Consider the following 17,379-nt stretch of genomic DNA (forward strand, 5'->3'; position numbering starts at 1 on the left):
TTCGGAGTTATACAGCAAAGTATTGTTGTGGGCTTTTCCGAATAGTCAGATAGGTAGGCTTTCCAGTAGCAGCTCCCCTCAATTACTAATGTACGTTTAAGCTATATAAGAGACTAAGAAAGCCTGTAGGAGCTACCATTTTTAAAAACTAGAAAAAGCTCTAAAGCCTGGTAGGGTGCCACCTATATGTAACACTAAATATAGCGAGGCATAATTTAACATAAACGGAAATCCAATAAATCAGCCCCGAAAGAATTTACAGGTTGACGAAGCTTATGATAAAATCAGGTGGCTCTTTTTTTCGCAATGGAACACGCTGTACAATTGGCGCTGTTATCTTGCTCAAAGGATTGCCTTACATGGTTACGGTTTCTCATCTATTCCAAGGGGAAGGAGATCATTTAACAGTTGATGGAATAAAATTCGCTGTTACGAGAATTTTGAAAGACTATGATTTAGCCCTAATAGAGATTCCTCCTGACAGCCCGGTTGAAATAACTGAATTTGGCGTCCCGGCTGTACTAGAGCAAGCCGAGCTTATAAATGAGACTCATGTTATCCAGTGTAGAATCGTTAATTCCGGGGCTTCACTGGTTTATCTGAGCTTTCCATGCCTTAATATGCCTGAACCTGGGGATAGCGGTTCGCCTATCCTGCAGGGAGGAAAGGTAATAGGACTTATGTCCTCGGTGACGCTGAATAACTGCATGGGAACAGCAATTTCGTCCAATATTCTTCGAAGCCTGAAAAGATAACGAAAGAGAAAAGTAAAAATTGATCTTACGAATTTCTAACTTCATGTTTTATCTTAACTTCATGTTCTCTGCAGATAAAATGCTATTGGAAATCCTATCAGCGTTGGAATCCAGAAAGAAAACACCCTGTAGCTGAGTACGACAACGACTGCAATTGAGCCAGGTACTCCGAGGCCTGTATAGAGAGCAGCCATAGTGCTCTCCACAACACCGATTCCTCCGGGCAGGAGAAAGGCTATTTTACCTAGGAGAAGAGGAAGCCCATATCCTACAACCAGAATCTCTGGCCCTACCGGATACCCTACAGCTATAAAGAAGAAATAAAGAGTCAGCATATCAAAACCAGTATAAATCACAGATCCCAAAAGCGGACGCTTCCAGCCTCTATTGCTTAATGCTTCAAGGGCTGCAAAAATCCGGCCTACTGAGGTTTCAGTTGTAGCAGGTGCATAGGTTTTATGCAGGAGCTTGGCAAAGTAAGCCGCTATCCTGACAATAATGAGTGTGAAACCTGCCTGGTTTTCTATTCCCCATTTTATTGCTGCAAAGCCCAGGCCAAGTAATATAAGGATTAAAATAAAGGCAAAAAACTCTACAGAAGAAAGCCTGTGGGTTAACAGGAGATGCAGAATTCCAGCTACAGCCAGTAATGTTAAGATCGTATTGTTAAAAATTGTGGGCAGAGTGCCCGCAAGCCCTGCACCCTCGGCGCTGACGCCATATTTCCTTACCCATTGATAAGTTGCTGCAGCATTCCCGAATGGGCCTCCTGCAAGCATGCCTATACTTGAAGCCCCGAGTGCTATTATAACTCCTCTTAATATCGGAATAGTCTGTTTTACTTTTACTACGACTGAATTTATAAGGTAACCGGCCCCCAAGTAACTGACACCCTGGGCAATGGCAGCCAGCATCACAGCCCATGGAACCATTGATTTGATGACATGCAGGGAAGCTTCAACCGAAGCAAGCTGCGGAAGAATTAGGTTAACAGCCAGCCCCATCAAGATAAGAGTTGGAAGGTAACGGCCTACCTTTAAGACCAGAGGTGGAGGAGATAACAGAGTTCTGTGGGCACTATTCTCATTTTTTTGTTCTAATTTATTTTCATTCCGAATTATACTCATTTAAGATTCTCTTCTCCCAAACATTCTTATCTGGCTATATTTCTGGCAATCATCTAATTAGTACCGTAATTTATATTGATCTTCCTCAGCTTAATGTAATAGAATAAATTTCACTGCCTTTAATTATTATTAGGAAGAATTTATTTTCATGACAGAGACTGTTTATTTTCTTTTCCCTATTATTTATGCTGTTCTTAATGCAGTTTCTTATGCCCTGTATGGAATAGATAAATTCAAGGCAAGAAAGGATAAATGGAGAATTTCCGAAAATAGCCTATTAATCGTTTCTCTTTTTGGGCCGATCGGTTCACTGCTCGGGATGCAGCAATTCAGGCACAAGACCCAGAAGCCTATGTTCAAATTTCTGGTGCCTGCATTTTTAGGAATCCACCTCCTTTTAGTGCTCTGGATGAATCTTTAAACCGAAGGTTTTAGGCTAAATCAATTGCAAGAACCATTTAAGTAAGAGTAAAATTCATAATTACAGGAAAGAAGGGAGCTGAGTCAAGAAAGAGGAAAAGTAGTTTTTTAAGTACTTATCAGGCTAACTTTGATAACACCTGAAATCAAGGGTTTGTAAAGATAGAGTAAAAATTGCCATTAAAAGAGTTGAGAACTGTGAAAGTTCACTTCTGCAGAGGATCGAATACTATCAGAAAAAAAGGGCACGAATTCACTTTATTTCCCTGAAAGTTCTCTGGGAAATTCAAGGATTGAGGAAGAGGAGGAATTATTTGGATGATACCTCTTCCGCCTCTTTAGCTCCGGCCTCAAGTTCCTTTTTGTGCTGAGGGTCAAACTGAAGTAAAAGAGCCTGAAACTCTCCGATGTGCGTTTTTTCCTCTTTTGCCACATCCATAAGCACAGCTTTTATATTCTCATCTTTTGTTAAGTTTGCCATTTGCTCATAAAGGTTTACAGCATCAAGCTCAGCAACGATAGCAGCTCTGAGGATCTCTTTATCAATGTCTCCTTCAGATATGCTTTTAATGTCTACGGGTATTTTGGATAACAATTTTGTCCCCCGTTTACATATATGCGTATATAATAATAAATACATTTACCAGATTACGTTTACTGGATCCGGGAATTGGATAAGCTATAACTGATCCTGTAAATCGCGTTATTCTTATCATCGGAAACGAGCAGGGCTCCGTCAGGCATTACAAGGACATCTACAGGTCTTCCCCAGGCTGCAAGCCCCTGAAGCCAACCCTCAGCAAAAGGCTCATAACTTACGGGCTTTCCATTCTCCAATCTGACAAGGGAGACCCGATACCCGATGGGGACTTTTCTATTCCAGGAACCATGTTCGGCAATAAAGATCTGGTTTCTGTATTCTTCAGGAAACGTTGTGCCTGTGTAAAAAGTCATTCCAAGGGCAGCAACATGCGGGCCTAGTTTCATTTCGGGAGGCGTGAATTCCGAGCAATTCCGGACTTTCCCAAATTCCGGATCCGGAATATCTCCCCCGTGGCAATAAGGAAATCCGAAATGCATTCCTTTTAAAGGTGCCCGGTTAAGTTCATCCGGAGGTGCATCATCTCCAAGCCAATCCCTTCCGTTATCAGTAAACCATAGCTCTTTGGTTTTAGGATTCCAGTCAAAACCGACTGTATTCCTAATCCCTCTTGCAAAGATCTCAAGTTGGCTCCCATCAGGTTCCATCCTCATGATTGTGCCATACCGCTCATCTTCTCCTTCCTTATTACAAATGTTGCAGGGCATTCCTACAGGCACATACAGCTTTCCGTCAGGCCCGAACTTGATATATTTCCAGCCGTGAGCGCGGTCGGACGGAAAACTATCGTTAACTACAACAGGTTCAGGCGAGTCTTTCATCCTTGATTCGATATTATCATAACGAATTACTCTGGAAACCTCAGCAACGTATAGTGAGCCGTTCCTGAACGCCACCCCGTTTGGCATATCCAAGCCCTCAGCAATCACAATCACTTCGTCGGCTTTACTGTCATTGTTCCGGTTAAGAACCGCATAGACCTTTCCTGCATCTCGGCTTCCGACAAAAAGAGTACCGTTGGGGCTAAGAGTCATTGACCTTGCACCTTCGACATTCTTAGTATAATAATCGATAGAAAAACCTGGCGGAAGCTTAATGCAGGCAAGCCCTATTTCGTCTTCCCCGCATCCACTAATCGGCACAGTTCTCATGGCGGCATAAGCTACGAAAATGAGTACAATAACTGCAAAAAAACCTAATATTATCTTTGTCCCCTTCATTTCCCCCACCATTTTACTTGGAATTAATTTTTTGCGTCAGATACTTTAGGCCCTGATACATTTTTTCGGCCCGAGGACCGGATATCCTGTCCTTCCGGCGAGCCCTTCACGATGAGCCGTCCTCTTCATACTAAAGATTCAGATTTAATCTCTGGAAAGGTTGACCATTTGTTTTTTCTGACTTCCAGCACCCGCATTTGGTCGGTTAGTTTGTCCTTTCTCCGACCAGATAGTCTCTCATGAAATTTCCAGTTTTAAATATTCTTAAACTTCCCCCTTTAAAACTGGAAAGCAGGACTGAAGTGATCTTTAAATTATATATTTCTCAACTTTATAGAAATATCTTCTCAAACAATAGAGTAAAGTTTATATTATTTTTGCCCTTACTGTTTAAAACATATAAAATATCCGATATGTTTCTGGATAACATCAGCCAGTAGCAGAAGTGTTACCCTGTAAATACGAGTTTAACAAATAAAAATAAAGAAAGGATGAGTAACGTGAGAATAAAGAAAATCCTCAAATCAATGCTCCTGCTCACTTTCATAACTCTGGCTCTTTTTGCTTCAGGCTGCACGGAAAAAGACCTGGGTGCAGAAGAGATTGCAAGCCGGATGCTGGAGAAACAGGACAGCATTCAAGATTACTCGTATACAATGCACACCGCTTACTACGTCGGGGAAAAGGCCATAGAAAGCGAATTTAAAACCATATACAAGAAACCTTATATGATTAAGAACTTTATACAGGAACCCGGGAAGGAGGAAGAGACACTCGTACTTTCAGATGGAGAATTCAGGTGGATGTACGCTCCCGATACAAACACGGTAATGAAAACAAGGCTTTCCAAAACTCCGGAACTAACTAAAAGTGACTATCTGACTCTCGCAGGGATTACCCTTAATGATACGAATGTCTCTTTACTGGGCCTTGAGGAGATTGACAGCAGAGAAACTTACCTGTTGAAGGCGGTTCCTAAAGAAACCGAAGAAAACGCTGCGCAATATGACACAAAAATCTGGATAGATAAAGAAACCTGGATGCCCCTTAAGTACGAGCTATATGACAGTAGTGGAAACCTGACAGTAAGAACCGAAATCTACGACCTTAAAGTTAACTCAGGAATTCCGGACTCAGAGTTTGTCTTCAATATTCCAGATGGGGCTGAAATAAAAACAATAGATTAAAATAAAAACAATAGGTTAAATAAAAACAATAGGTTAATACTTTCACCCTACTTCCTCAAACCTTTTTACATATTTTCCCTATTTGAGGATAATGCCTGCCTCCAGTTTGAAAATAAATGCTCTTGAAAGGCGAATTACCTTCCACGCGGATATGGACAGTTTCTTTGCGTCAGTTGAGGTAAGAGAGAGGCCGGAACTGAAAGGGCTTCCTGTAGTTGTGGGTTCTGACCCGAAAGGAGGGCCAGGAAGGGGAGTTGTGAGTACTTGCTCGTACGAGGCGCGAAAATATGGGATTCATTCCGCAATGCCGATATCACAAGCTTATCGGCTCTGTCCGGATGCAGTCTTTTTACCTGTGAACATGAAACTGTATGCTGGCGTTTCGGCAAAAGTAATGGAAATTTTGAGAGGATTTGCGGATAGGTTCCAGCAGGTCAGTGTGGATGAAGCTTACCTTGTACCAGGTCCCGAGATTAGGAATTTTGAAGAGGCTGCCCTTTATGCTCTCAGGATTAAAGACGAAGTACAAGAGCAGGAAGGAATTACCTGTTCAATCGGAGTCGGACCGAACAAGTTAATTGCAAAAATTGCTTCTGGATTCCAGAAACCCGATGGGCTTATCGTTGTCAGGCCCGAAGATGCAAGGAAATTTCTTTTTCCGCTGCCGGTCTCGAAAATCCCAGGAATAGGAGAAAAAACTGCTGACAAGCTGAAATCAATGGGACTAAGCAGGGTAGAAGAACTTGCAAATTGTGATGTGCAGCTGCTTTCGGAAAAGTTCGGCAAAATGGCGCTCCGCATGAAGCAACTGGCAAACGGGCTAGATTTCGGGGAGGTTCGGGAGAAGGAAAGTGTAAAATCAATCAGCAGGCACGGAACCTTTGCTGAAGATACCAGTGACCCTGTAAAGATCACCGAGTCTCTAAGCATGCTTGCGGAAAGTGTGCATAGCTCCCTTCTTAAAAACAGGTTTCTTTTCAAAACCGTAATTCTTACCGTGCGTTTTGAAGATTTCTCTACATATACGCGCTCAAAAACCATTCCAATCTGGACTTCAGACTTTTTTGTGATCAAAAGGACAGCTATACAACTTCTTTCTGAATTTCTAGGAAGACAAAAGTTCAGGCTTGTAGGTATAGGGGTTACGAAACTCCGAAAAAGGGGCGAAAAACAATCCCTAATTACGGATTTTTAACACAAGACTTTTAAAAAAAGTCTTGAGCGAAACTGCAAGCGTTTTGAGAAAACTTTTGATCGAGAACTCCTAGAAACGACGTGTTCAAGCAGCTAAAAGCTTTCATGTCAACAGTTGAAACTGTCATACTTATATATTTTATAATAGAATATCCAATTTAGATCCAATGAAAAAAAATGTAAAGATGGCTCTGGCCCTTCTCATAATTTCAGTCTTGACTGTGGTCATTGTTTATGCCACGATTCCTTATTTAAATTACATTTTTGGGGCTCTTATTCTTTTCGTCATATTCCGATCTCTTTATCATTTTCTCATAAGAAAAGTAAGGCTTCGGAAGCAGTTCGCAGCCGTACTAGTGATAATAACGTCCATCTTTGTTGTACTGATACCATTGTATTTTCTTTTAAGCGTGATTGTCAGTGAAATAGAACAGCTTTTACTTAATGAGGCATCCATTATCGCATCTATTGAGTCTGGAGCTCACTTTTTAACTGATTTTCTATTACGGCTGAATATTCCTACTGATATATTCCAGACAAAAATAGAAGAAAGAGCAATGGAACTAGCTTCACAAGCTGTTAATTACACTAGCCTATTCATTCTGGGCTCGATCCAGAGCCTGAGCCACAGGTCCATTGGTATATTAATAATGTTCTTTATGCTCTACTACCTTTTTACAGGAGAAGATTCGGACTTTATGCGCCAGCTTTCTGTTGCAGTCCCCTTCAATGAAGAAAATACAGCCACTCTTCTAGATGAATTCAGAAAAATTGTCCGGACGACTCTTATCGCCAGTGGGGCAGTCGCGCTTGTTCAGGGTGGAATCCTGACCATAGTATTTCTTATCTTTCATATTCAGGGAGCTTTCCTTTGGGGTTTCATTGCAGGAATTCTATCCTTTTTGCCAGTTGTCGGATCACCTCTAGTCTGGGTTCCTGCAATTATTGTCCAGCTTTTCCAGGCAGACTATACTGCAGCAATTGGTATACTTGCAGCCGGGCTTTTTATAAGTGTTATTGACAACTTCCTCAGACCTGTTATCCAGAAAAAAGTTGGAGAAATTCATCCGTTTCTATCCCTGCTTGGGGTTGTTATAGGAGTATCTCTTTTTGGGCTGCTAGGAATCGTTATAGGCCCTCTTTTGCTCTCCTACTTTGTTCTAACCGTACAGATGTTTTCTAGAGAGTACATTTCTTGAAAGGAGTAAAAATGTGCAGATCGAAATACTCGGGTGTGAGTCCTTTGGGGCAAGATCTCTTGCCTGCGTTATAAAGACAGATGAAAAAACGATTCTTATCGATCCCGGGGTTGCACTTGCACGCTTACGTTCAGGCCTGCTTCCCCATCCCATAGAGATTGCTGTTGCTTTCAGGATAAGAGAAAAAGTTCTTTCTGCATTTGGACAGGCCACTGATGTTGTTATCAGTCACTTTCACGGGGACCATATGCCAATGAGGGCTGAAGATCCATATCAGTTGCCGATGGAAGCCCTTCCTTCTCTTGACGGGATAAATTTCTGGTGCAAAGGCCCGCAAAATATCTCAGGCCTGTCTGCAAAGAGGAGGCGTGAACTCTCGGATTTCTTGGGTTTTCCTCTCCCGGTTTCGGAAGGAAAAAAATCTGGCAATATGGACTTTTCTTTTCCTGTCCCTCACGGGGCCAGGGAAAAGGGCTTTGGAACTGTCATGATGACCCGAATCTGCGAGGGAGATGAGGTTTTTGTCCATAGCTCTGACATTCAGCTTCTGGACAGGGAAGCTGTCCTTAAGGTTCTCACGTGGGAACCCACAATTGTTTTTGCCTCAGGCCCTCCTCTTTATCTTTCACACCGTGTCCCTGAAGCAGGAAAAGAGGCTTTGGAAAATGCTCTCCTTCTAGCCAGGCATGTGGATACTCTGATTCTGGACCATCATCTTCTCAGGTCTTTTGAAGGATACAGATGGTTAAAAGAGCTGTCAGAAAAGGTTGAAACCCGAGTCCTCTGTGCTGCAGAGTTTATGGGAAAGACCCCGAAACTCCTTGAGGCCCAGAGGAAAACTCTTTATGAAAAAATACCTGTACCTTCAGGCTGGCACGATGCTTATGCAAAGGGGAAAGCAGGTTTTGGGGAATATCTCTAAAGAGGCGGTTGGAAGGAATAGAATAATGCTGTTCCCTGAATAGGTAGCTTAAAGGTTGGATTGGAATTCTCATTTTATCTGGTCAGGATGGCACTCTGGTATAATTAGCTATATTACATGTAGGAGTAGTTATGATTAGCTATATTACATGTAGGAGTACTTGTCTATGTCCTTAATCTGTTCGGAGCGCTGTTCATAATAGTCATAGAGTTCTTTTCCCCAGACTAGCGAGTCTGGCTCAAAGCAGATAACATACTTTCGGTCAAAGACCGTACTTTTCGGGAAAAGAGCCATTGTCATGAAATTATCCGCTGCTACAATAGCAGGGATCCTTTCACAGTCCATGCAGACAAAGAGTTTAGCATTTTCCTTTTTAAGATATTGCTCAGTCTGTTCCCTGTAATCTTCAACCCATCTTTTTAGGATAGGCTCAGGGAGAACGATTGATATAGGGATTCCTTTTTCGGCAATTTCCAGGAAAAAAGAAGGGAAAAGAGGATGGAAATATGAAATTGCAGCCTTCAGCTCTTTTGACAGCCGAACATTTTTGACATATTCCGGGACCAGCTCAAACATATAGTCCATCTTAGGTTCAATTATAGTGCAGTGACCAAGTTCGTTAATTCTTCGCAGGAGAAAAGGCGGAATCTCGTTCACTTCCCGTTCTGCCCAGTAGTCAGAATTCTCTTCGAGGACGGCAAGCGTATCTACAAGAGGCTTCATTTTCTCAACCACAACTCTGCCTATCTCGCTCAGTTTATAGAGGTTTTTTTCCTGGACCACCAGGTGCTGCTCTTTGAGTTTTTTTACCTGGGGCTGGACTGCGGTTGCACTTGCACTAAGGGCTTTTTTTATTGTTTCAATATCCTTTGGCCCTTCAAGCAGAAGCAACAGCACATTCTTTCTTTTTTCAGAGAGGAGGATTAGATCGAGTAGATTGTTTTCCATATCATGCACCTTGATCGACTGCCTGCAGGTTTTCAAATATATCTAAGTTTTGTAAATCTAGATAAGATTAGCACTAAAGGAAGATCCACACTAAAAACTGAAGTACACCAGTATCAAAACTGAAATATACCAATATCTCCATAAAACTTGAAAATTAATAGTTAATATATTTTTCTCTTTAATTTATAAATGAAATGCATTTTCCTCCAATTCTTCTTCCCGGCAAGTACTTTTTCCTGAGGAAACCTCAACTAAGAAACTCAATTTCAAAATGCTATTTATTTAGTGAATTGTATGTATACAGTTAGTGTCATATTATCTCTTTTTTTCCTGAGTACTGTTCTCGAAATATTCTGATTCTAGAATTAAGACATAAAAGAAGAGAATATAAACTCTAATGAATATGGCAGCTTGTCCCTCTTAAAGATTTCTTTAACAACAAACCGTTCAATGAGATTACTAAAAATGAAATTGAAGATTATTTCCCTCATAGGAGGCAGATAGTAAGCCAGACCACAACGCATAACAATTTTATCGCTATCCAAAACTTTTTCAATCTCCTACGCAAGAATCATAATTTACCTGAAAATTTTTAGAGAATATCAAAACTAAGCAGCCAAAAAATAATTTGCCTTTAGACGAGCTTATTTTACCCAAAGATGTTAAATTCCTTGTAGATTCTTCTGCAAAACGCAAAGGAGTGGGGCCCTTGTAATGTTATTGTGGATTCAGGTTCTAGAATAGGGGAGAATTCTGGGGTCAAATAAACCATGTTTCATTTGACAAATATGGCGCCGCTCTCATCGTATCAAGCAAAACGAGAATGAGAAGAATCAGGCTAATTGATTCGGTTCCAGACTTGCAGCTGTGGCTTAATCAGCATCCAGACAGAGATAACATTCAGGCTCCTTTATTTGTTACATACAGATTGAAAGCTGGATGGACAGTTTAATTGAAAGAAAAATCCTTCAAAAAAACGGCATTATCGTGGAGGGCAAAAAAGGACGAGAGGAAAGTCTAAGGCCAGTAGATTATCCAAGGTGTAAAACGAGGAATCCGGCGGGAGCAAAATATTGTATGTCATGCTCGCTTGTGCTTGATCATCTGACTGCATTGGATCATGTTCGTTTTGGTAATTTCTCTGGAAAATAAATAAATGATTTATTTATTAACTGAGACTTGACATAATGAGCACGCCTAAGAATCTCGTCAGCAGGTATCTGCTCCATTAAGGCTGCTGGAGTACCAGGCCTCGCAGAGAATCTATGGCATACAATCCAATCAAATCCAATTTCATTACAAAACCTGATAGTCTCATTTAGTTCAGGAATGGTCTCTGATGGAAAACCAATCAATAAAGTGGTTCCAATTTTAAAGGATCCCACTTTTTTAATCTCGACAACCATCTTTTTAACTGTGTCAATATCAGAATCTCGGTTCATTAAAGTTAGCAGACGCTTGTTGGCTGATTGGATGGGAATATAAAGTCCATACAACCTATTTTGAGTAGCAAGATTTCTGATAGAATTGAAATTTTGTAGAAAATTTACAGGAGGAATATTCTCTAAATTCAAATCAAATTTCTCTTGAGTTTCTGAAATACTATCCAAAAGATGGGACAGGTTAATTCCTAAATCTAATCCATAGCTTCCGACATTATCACCGCACAATTGGAAGTGTTCGAATCCATTTTCTAAGCCTTCTTTGAATTCGTCAATAATTGCTTTAATCGGTTTACTTCTAAGACGGCCAATGGCTTTTCGGGTTACACAGTAGCTACAGCTTTCTGAACAACCTTGTGCAACTTGGATAAAATAAGTTCTTTGATTAAGATTTTGTCTTATCTCAATTCCATTTTTCATTCGATAGAGAATATTTCTCAGTCCGGATAAGTTGCCATCAAATTGTTTAAAAACATCAGATGTCTGTTGTAAACAAGTAATTGTTGACACCTTTAGAAGATTAGATACAAAAGTATTTGGTCGCTTACAATCTCTACATTTATATTTTGCATTAATCATTTGATCCAACTTAGATAAAGAGTGAAAACTAAATGATGGGCCGTCAAACTCTTTAGACAGCCTTTCAGGATTGATTTCAGTGAGACAACCACCAAGTATAATTTTCGCTTCTGGTTTCTTTTTCTTTTTAATTAAATGATATGTCTCAAATGTCCGATCTTCTGAATATTTGGTACGCCCACAACTTGTTAATAATATTAGATCTGCATTTGAATCAATATCTTTGTATCTATTTGAGATAGAATAACCATTCTTCACAAAAAATTCTTTTATTTGTTGAATCTCAAAAGATCGGCGTTCACAACTTATATTGAGAATTTGAACCTTGGCCATAATTATCTCTTCTATAGTTTGGTGCTTCTTCATTAAGCAGTAACAGATTTCAAATCCTAAAACTCAGAATTATTTTCCGAAAATTTACTTCTTTTAGCATTGATTAACGAATTGATACACAAGTTTGAATGCCAATATACCGATTATCCAAAATAATTCTAAGATATATAGCGTAAAAAATAATACTTATTGACGTTTTAAACCCTAGAAAAATCTAAATGAAACCTGCTTTCTGTAGGCAACCTGTTTTTAGTATTAGTTTAAACGATAGCGTTTTTGCTGGAAATCATATTATACCTGATACTAAATATTATTACGAATTTGATTAGCTGATAATTACATAGAACATTCTCAATCTATTAACGTACATTTTAACTCATGTTCACTGTTTAATGACTAAAACTTTATACTTATTTTTAATAAGTTCGTGATTAACTAACTTATACTTAATAAATTTTTTGTTAGAACGTGTCTAATATTCAAACAACTTTTACAACTGGATAATGGTCAAAGTAACTTTAAACTTACATTGTAACTTTTGTAACTACCATTCCTGCCTGAAATCAGTCGTATGATATCGATTATTACGTTATCAAAAAAATATGATTACTAACTGTACTCGATGTATAATATCAAATTTGCAACACTGCTCATAGTGAAATTCAAATATATAACCAAAAGATTTATCAGTTAGTTTTGGCGATTTACTGTGTAAAATAATACAATATGTTGCATGTACTTTTCTGTATATTGTGATTTTATTCAAAAAGATCAGAGTTTAAAGGAGGTTGGTAGTTTATTTTGATTTAAAGAAAAAGATTGTTCAGCTTGGAAAATGCACAAAGAGAGTAAAACTCATTTATTCAATGAATTTTAACCCAGTAAATAATTCCACGAAAAATATGCTTTTCAGTTATTTTTCATTGTTTTTGAAATAAATGATAAATCACCATATGAGGTTGAGGTCACACAATGAAATATAAGAATCGTACTTTAAACAAAATGAGGTGGGCAATATGATCCACAACATTAAGCGATGGATGATAACGATTGTGATTGCAGCTTTAATTGCGATATCAAGCGTAGGAATAATTTCTGCTTGTGATCGTAATTTTCCGCCAGGCATTGAAATTCAGCCATATCATCTTACAGAAGAAGGCATACCTTCTATTTTCTTCGGAACCCCTACAATGTTTACTTATTATAGCTGTCAGAATGCAACGGCTGTTGACATAAAGATTCATGTTGATGATGGTGGTTCAGATATCATTGGAAATATGACTGGAGGACCATCAAAATGGACCTTTAATATAACATTCTTTCCGCGCCACGGAGAAGCAACAGTAACTTATATAGTAAATAACTGTTCCAACTCAAACAAAAGTACTGTTATTTACATTGACCCCGCAGGATACATTTATGATATTGATACTGGAGCACGCATAGCCAATGCGTCTGTTTGGCTGCAACGTCCTAATGGTATAGGAGAATGGGAAAATGTTAAAACAGGCGAAAATCCACCAGCTTGTCAACCCGATATAAACCCATTAATCTCTGACCAAAATGGTATGTATCACTGGGATGTTCTTAATGGATATTATAGAGTGCATGTAGAAGCGCCTGGATATGAACTGAGTAACAGTTCTGTAGTATACATACCACCACCAGTTTATGACTTGAACGTTGGGCTGAACCATATTGATGATCCCAATGTGACACCGGTTTATCCTGTAGCGAACTTCAGCACCAATGTCAATACTGGTTATGCTCCTCTTGTTGTACAATTTACAGATCTCTCGACAAATGCAACTGATCGGAAATGGGATTTTGGAGAGGGATTTAATTCAACTAAGCGGTATCCAGCTCATAACTATTCTGTAGCAGGAAATTACACAGTAAATCTTACTGCAATAAATGGAAATGGTATTAACTCAACAACCAGTATAATAACTGTTAGGACTAAGACTTAATAAGGGGTTGAACTGGAAAATCAATAGCACTAAATCATACACTGTATTAAGTAAGTTAGAACTTACACGGTTGCTGCTTTGTAGGCAACTTTTGATTTTTTAAACTTTTAACCTAATTCATAGATTTGATTTCTTATGAATTGATTAACAGTATTTATTGCAATGCTCCATTTTGTTTTAAATTATGTTTTTCCGAGTTATTCTTTTTTAATTAACTGATTTTAGCTTACCATAAATTTTTTACTATATACTCATTGTATAACAACGTGAGACTTAATAAGAAGGAAGAAAAAACATCAAAACTGCGGGTTCAAAATATATTCTAAAATTTCCGCCTTCAAGAATAAGTACTGAACAATTTAGGGTCGATTCAAGGCACTTTTAAAACACATTCAATTAATACCTTGGTTATTACAAAAAACTTAACAGCGAGGTTAAGAATAAGTCAAGTCTCCTGTAATATGTTCCTCCTCCCCTATTCAAATCTTTTCTCTTGAATTTTGTAATGACATTTAGTCCTCTACGTTATACTCTGAATCTGGCACTTATGACCTGGCTCCTCACCGCAACTTAAAAGAAGTGTAAATAGGATTAGAAATTAAGCGAAGACGAACGCTCAAATGAAAAAAGAAACTCTAATAAATTTAGTGCGGGAGGAGGGATTCAAACCCCTGAACGCCTGCGCGACACGATCTTGAGTCGTTCACCGTTGGCCGCTTGATTACTCTCGCTTGTTGCCAAATTATCTATTTAGTCTAAATATTATCTAATCTTCCTGATTATATCTTGAGTATTATCTTGACATTTCAATCCACACACCCGTGAAGGGTGCGACCATTCACAAATAAACATTATCTGGATGTAGTTTATTTCAACCCACACACCCGTGAAGGGTGCGACTTGGGAGTGTTAAAGCGTGTTGATATGCTTAAAGTGACGGATAATTGCGTTCGCTTCTACACAGATACAGAATGTGATCTTGTGTTATATCCAAATCAGAGTAGCTCGATCTATTGTCGATTGAGCCTATCCGAAAAGTGATGGTCTTAGTTCTGGAAAAAATTAGTTGCTCCTGATTTCTGGAGCAGGACATCGGTTATTTTCTTGTTTATTAATTATTTTTCCTGACCTGAATCTGAACCTCAGTTATGAGTTCCTCTTCAGGAACCATTGCAGGGTCGTTCAAATACAGTTCCCTGCTCGGACTGTAAAGTTCCAGGTTATTCTCTTCTATAAATGAAAAGATCCTACTGTAGGCGGCTTCAACTCCACTATATGGACCCCTATAAACTGCAGAGACTGCTCTAACTGCAGGCAAGATCTTTACCTCCATTTGTGGGTCTTCTATTGAAATCCTGCCAGTAACCGGAAGTGCTACCTCGATATCGGCATCAGTTTCTTTATACTCTTCATCATGGCAGAGAAACATAATTGGGCCAGTGACCTTCATATGGTTCCGCTGGTTTTCAGGGCTGGTGACGCATGCACAGATTTCGCCTATGAATCTTCCAATTGTTACGGCAAAAGTTCCTTTTTCACGCTTGCTAATTACTCTCATTTCAGGTAGTTCTTTAATAACAGGTTCTGTAACAGACATCTTAAATAACTCCATAATCATTCCGTTCGTTCCATTATAGTTGCAGGCGCCCTGCAAGATGCCTTCAATTCTTTGCAGCTTCCCAATCTCTAATTGAGTTTCCTCAACCTTTTTTCTTAAACATGCCCCTATATGCTCGTAGTCTCCCTTATTTTCCGCATCCAGGAACCTTGAAATCTCCTCGAGGGAAAAACCCAGGAGGGACAAGGTCTTAATTTTCATTCCTCTTTCCAGCTGGGATACAGTGTAGTAGCGATATCCGGTAAAAGGGTCCTTTGCTTCCGGAACAAGCAGCCCTTTTCGGTCATAGAGCCTGAGAGCTTTTTGCGAGAGGCGGGTCATGAAAGAAAACTTACCGATTGGAATCTGATCTACTAAAAACATCTTGCTCAATCCAGCAATTGTTCTGAAATTATATAAACAACCTTACTTTTCCCCGGGGGAGACTTCATGTAAGAACAGAAAATCGTACATGGCTACTTGATATCTGATAACAAAAAAGGGATTATGGAAGAAATAGGTATTGAAAACGTGGATTATCTGTGGCTTCAGCTCGTAACTTCCCTGTCGACCAGTATATGGCAAGCTTGAGCTGAAAAGGAACAATAATACAGAGTTCACTATGAGATTTTCAGTGACAGAAATAGATAATCTGGCTCATTCAGCTTAAAATCGCAAGAAAGTGAATAACAGAAGTTTGATGCAAAAAGTAAGATTTGAATGCACGAACTCTTACGAGAATAGGCTCTGAACCTATCGCCTTTGACCTGGCTGGGCAACTCTCGCATGTTGGGTTATTTACTCTTTAATAAAATATAGTCCTCTACTTTATACTCTGAATCTGGCACTTATGACCTAGCTCCTCGCCGCAACTTAAAAGAAGTATAAATAGGATTAGAAGTTAAGCGAAGACGAACGCTCAAATGAAAAAAGAAACTCTAATAAATTTAGTGCGGGAGAAGGGATTCGAACCCCTGAACGTCTGCACGAACAGATCTTGAGTCTGCCACCGTTGACCGCTTGGTTACTCCCGCATTTTACGGAATCCAATTAGGTAAAGATAGAACTAGCATATAAAGCTAATCCTGTAAGTAAATTATCTGTAGAATTAAACTTAGGGAGATATCCAGATATTATTCAGGATTTAACTCTTGGTGGCTAGATTTTTAACCTGCAATTTTTCTGGCTTCAGATTTTTGACTTCAGATTTTTTTAGCTTCAGTTTTTCCTGTTGCAAATCTCTTATTACTTTAGCATTTAAGCCTTGCCTGATTTTCAGTCTCCTTCGCCTGAACTGTTAACATGAATCCAATCAAGATACTCCTTTTCTCCTTCAATTCCCCAGAATTCTATTGCAGGCATTTCATATGTGTGTAATGACTTTACGAGCCTTGTGATTTCTTCAAAGCGTGAAGAATCGGTTTTTACAAACATGGCAATCTCATTATCTTCTTCAAGCTTTTCTTTCCATCTATAAACCGAAGATACTGGAAACATATTCACGCAGGCTGCAAGCCTCCTTGAAACCAGCTCTCTTGCGATCTGTGATGCATTCTCCATATTTCCAGCCGTTATATACACAATTCCAAGCATGAACAGACACCTCACGGAAACCTGATATCGTGAACAATGTATTTAATGAAAGCACATTACTTCCTATATGACTAGTATCTATCGTTTTTGGCCATAGAATTTATAGCTCTTTGCTATAGAATTCTTGGTCTTAGCTATAAAATTGGCTTTTAGGAAAGCAAAATTTAACTTTTATAGGCATTTTATCTAAATTTCCATATATATTTTTATATAATTCTGATGTATTACTACGTACCGTTTTCGCAATAGGAGTCTATTTTAAAAGGAATGGCAATATATCTCGATTTAAAGT

The 17,379-nt window shown here is 39.1% G+C and carries 14 protein-coding genes and 1 tRNA gene; 7 read left to right on the plus strand and 8 right to left on the minus strand.

What is annotated here, in order from left to right:
- The first annotated feature begins 275 nt into the window (after positions 1-275).
- Positions 276-755, plus strand: a complete 480-nt coding sequence (locus BP861_RS06015) for a serine protease (RefSeq protein WP_292373532.1) — start codon at positions 276-278, stop codon at positions 753-755.
- A 59-nt stretch (positions 756-814) separates the two neighbouring features.
- Here BP861_RS06015 and BP861_RS06020 read toward each other — a convergent pair whose 3' ends face one another.
- Entirely contained in the window at positions 815-1,882 is a 1,068-nt protein-coding gene (locus tag BP861_RS06020) for a lysylphosphatidylglycerol synthase transmembrane domain-containing protein (RefSeq protein WP_292373533.1), read from the minus strand.
- A 148-nt stretch (positions 1,883-2,030) separates the two neighbouring features.
- Between BP861_RS06020 and BP861_RS06025 the strand changes: the two genes are divergently transcribed.
- On the plus strand, positions 2,031-2,303 hold the full coding sequence (locus BP861_RS06025) for a DUF1294 domain-containing protein (RefSeq protein ID WP_292373534.1): 273 nt from the start codon (positions 2,031-2,033) through the stop codon (positions 2,301-2,303).
- Positions 2,304-2,612: 309 nt separating this feature from the next.
- Here the strand turns inward: BP861_RS06025 and BP861_RS06030 are convergent, their stop codons facing one another.
- Both BP861_RS06030 and BP861_RS06035 read right to left on the minus strand, forming a co-directional pair.
- Positions 2,613-2,897 (minus strand): ferritin family protein, encoded by a 285-nt coding sequence (locus tag BP861_RS06030; protein WP_292373535.1) that lies wholly within the window; start codon positions 2,895-2,897, stop codon positions 2,613-2,615.
- Positions 2,898-2,956: 59 nt separating this feature from the next.
- Positions 2,957-4,123, minus strand: a complete 1,167-nt coding sequence (locus BP861_RS06035; protein ID WP_292373537.1) for a PQQ-dependent sugar dehydrogenase — start codon at positions 4,121-4,123, stop codon at positions 2,957-2,959.
- Positions 4,124-4,614: 491 nt separating this feature from the next.
- On the opposite strand from BP861_RS06035, the gene BP861_RS06040 reads away from it, so the two are divergent.
- From BP861_RS06040 to BP861_RS06055, 4 genes are all read left to right on the plus strand, one after another.
- Positions 4,615-5,310 (plus strand): LolA family protein, encoded by a 696-nt coding sequence (locus tag BP861_RS06040; RefSeq protein WP_292373538.1) that lies wholly within the window; start codon positions 4,615-4,617, stop codon positions 5,308-5,310.
- 91 nt (positions 5,311-5,401) lie between these two features.
- Positions 5,402-6,505 carry a DNA polymerase IV gene (gene dinB, locus BP861_RS06045; RefSeq protein ID WP_292373539.1) on the plus strand — a complete coding sequence of 368 codons (1,104 nt, stop codon included), beginning with the start codon at positions 5,402-5,404 and terminating at the stop codon, positions 6,503-6,505.
- A 166-nt stretch (positions 6,506-6,671) separates the two neighbouring features.
- A complete protein-coding gene (locus BP861_RS06050) occupies positions 6,672-7,703 on the plus strand; it encodes an AI-2E family transporter (protein WP_292373540.1) in 1,032 nt (343 codons plus the stop codon).
- Between the two features lie 13 nt (positions 7,704-7,716).
- The gene (locus BP861_RS06055; RefSeq protein ID WP_292373541.1) at positions 7,717-8,625 is read left to right on the plus strand and encodes an MBL fold metallo-hydrolase; all 909 of its coding nucleotides are present in this window, start codon (positions 7,717-7,719) and stop codon (positions 8,623-8,625) included.
- A gap of 144 nt (positions 8,626-8,769) precedes the next feature.
- On the opposite strand, the gene BP861_RS06060 is transcribed toward BP861_RS06055, so the two are convergent.
- Entirely contained in the window at positions 8,770-9,573 is an 804-nt protein-coding gene (locus BP861_RS06060) for a helix-turn-helix transcriptional regulator (protein ID WP_292373542.1), read from the minus strand.
- Between the two features lie 1,118 nt (positions 9,574-10,691).
- Positions 10,692-11,927, minus strand: a complete 1,236-nt coding sequence (locus tag BP861_RS06065) for a radical SAM protein (RefSeq protein WP_292373543.1) — start codon at positions 11,925-11,927, stop codon at positions 10,692-10,694.
- Positions 11,928-12,943: 1,016 nt separating this feature from the next.
- Between BP861_RS06065 and BP861_RS06070 the strand changes: the two genes are divergently transcribed.
- The gene (locus BP861_RS06070; protein WP_292373544.1) at positions 12,944-13,897 is read left to right on the plus strand and encodes a PKD domain-containing protein; all 954 of its coding nucleotides are present in this window, start codon (positions 12,944-12,946) and stop codon (positions 13,895-13,897) included.
- 1,111 nt (positions 13,898-15,008) lie between these two features.
- On the opposite strand, the gene BP861_RS06075 is transcribed toward BP861_RS06070, so the two are convergent.
- From BP861_RS06075 to cutA, 3 genes are all read right to left on the minus strand, one after another.
- Positions 15,009-15,878 (minus strand): MerR family transcriptional regulator, encoded by an 870-nt coding sequence (locus tag BP861_RS06075; RefSeq protein WP_292373545.1) that lies wholly within the window; start codon positions 15,876-15,878, stop codon positions 15,009-15,011.
- A 567-nt stretch (positions 15,879-16,445) separates the two neighbouring features.
- A tRNA-Leu gene (locus BP861_RS06080) sits at positions 16,446-16,528 on the minus strand.
- Positions 16,529-16,769: 241 nt separating this feature from the next.
- Positions 16,770-17,087: a divalent-cation tolerance protein CutA gene (cutA, locus tag BP861_RS06085; protein WP_292373547.1), complete on the minus strand. Its 318-nt coding sequence runs from the start codon at positions 17,085-17,087 to the stop codon at positions 16,770-16,772.
- Positions 17,088-17,379: the final 292 nt, after the last annotated feature.

The sequence above is a fragment of the Methanosarcina sp. UBA411 genome, from assembly GCF_002495725.1.
Classification (GTDB): Archaea; Halobacteriota; Methanosarcinia; order Methanosarcinales; family Methanosarcinaceae; genus Methanosarcina.

What these genes read in the sequence shown, in the direction of transcription:
- BP861_RS06015 (WP_292373532.1), top strand. Translation starts at nt 276, where the DNA reads ATGATAAAATCAGGTGGCTCTTTTTTTCGCAATGGAACACGCTGTACA.
- BP861_RS06020 (WP_292373533.1), bottom strand. Translation starts at nt 1,882, where the DNA reads ATGAGTATAATTCGGAATGAAAATAAATTAGAACAAAAAAATGAGAAT.
- BP861_RS06025 (WP_292373534.1), top strand. Translation starts at nt 2,031, where the DNA reads ATGACAGAGACTGTTTATTTTCTTTTCCCTATTATTTATGCTGTTCTT.
- BP861_RS06035 (WP_292373537.1), bottom strand. Translation starts at nt 4,123, where the DNA reads ATGAAGGGGACAAAGATAATATTAGGTTTTTTTGCAGTTATTGTACTC.
- BP861_RS06040 (WP_292373538.1), top strand. Translation starts at nt 4,615, where the DNA reads ATGAGTAACGTGAGAATAAAGAAAATCCTCAAATCAATGCTCCTGCTC.
- dinB (WP_292373539.1), top strand. Translation starts at nt 5,402, where the DNA reads ATGCCTGCCTCCAGTTTGAAAATAAATGCTCTTGAAAGGCGAATTACC.
- BP861_RS06050 (WP_292373540.1), top strand. Translation starts at nt 6,672, where the DNA reads ATGAAAAAAAATGTAAAGATGGCTCTGGCCCTTCTCATAATTTCAGTC.
- BP861_RS06060 (WP_292373542.1), bottom strand. Translation starts at nt 9,573, where the DNA reads ATGGAAAACAATCTACTCGATCTAATCCTCCTCTCTGAAAAAAGAAAG.
- BP861_RS06065 (WP_292373543.1), bottom strand. Translation starts at nt 11,927, where the DNA reads ATGGCCAAGGTTCAAATTCTCAATATAAGTTGTGAACGCCGATCTTTT.
- BP861_RS06070 (WP_292373544.1), top strand. Translation starts at nt 12,944, where the DNA reads ATGATCCACAACATTAAGCGATGGATGATAACGATTGTGATTGCAGCT.
- BP861_RS06075 (WP_292373545.1), bottom strand. Translation starts at nt 15,878, where the DNA reads ATGTTTTTAGTAGATCAGATTCCAATCGGTAAGTTTTCTTTCATGACC.
- cutA (WP_292373547.1), bottom strand. Translation starts at nt 17,087, where the DNA reads ATGCTTGGAATTGTGTATATAACGGCTGGAAATATGGAGAATGCATCA.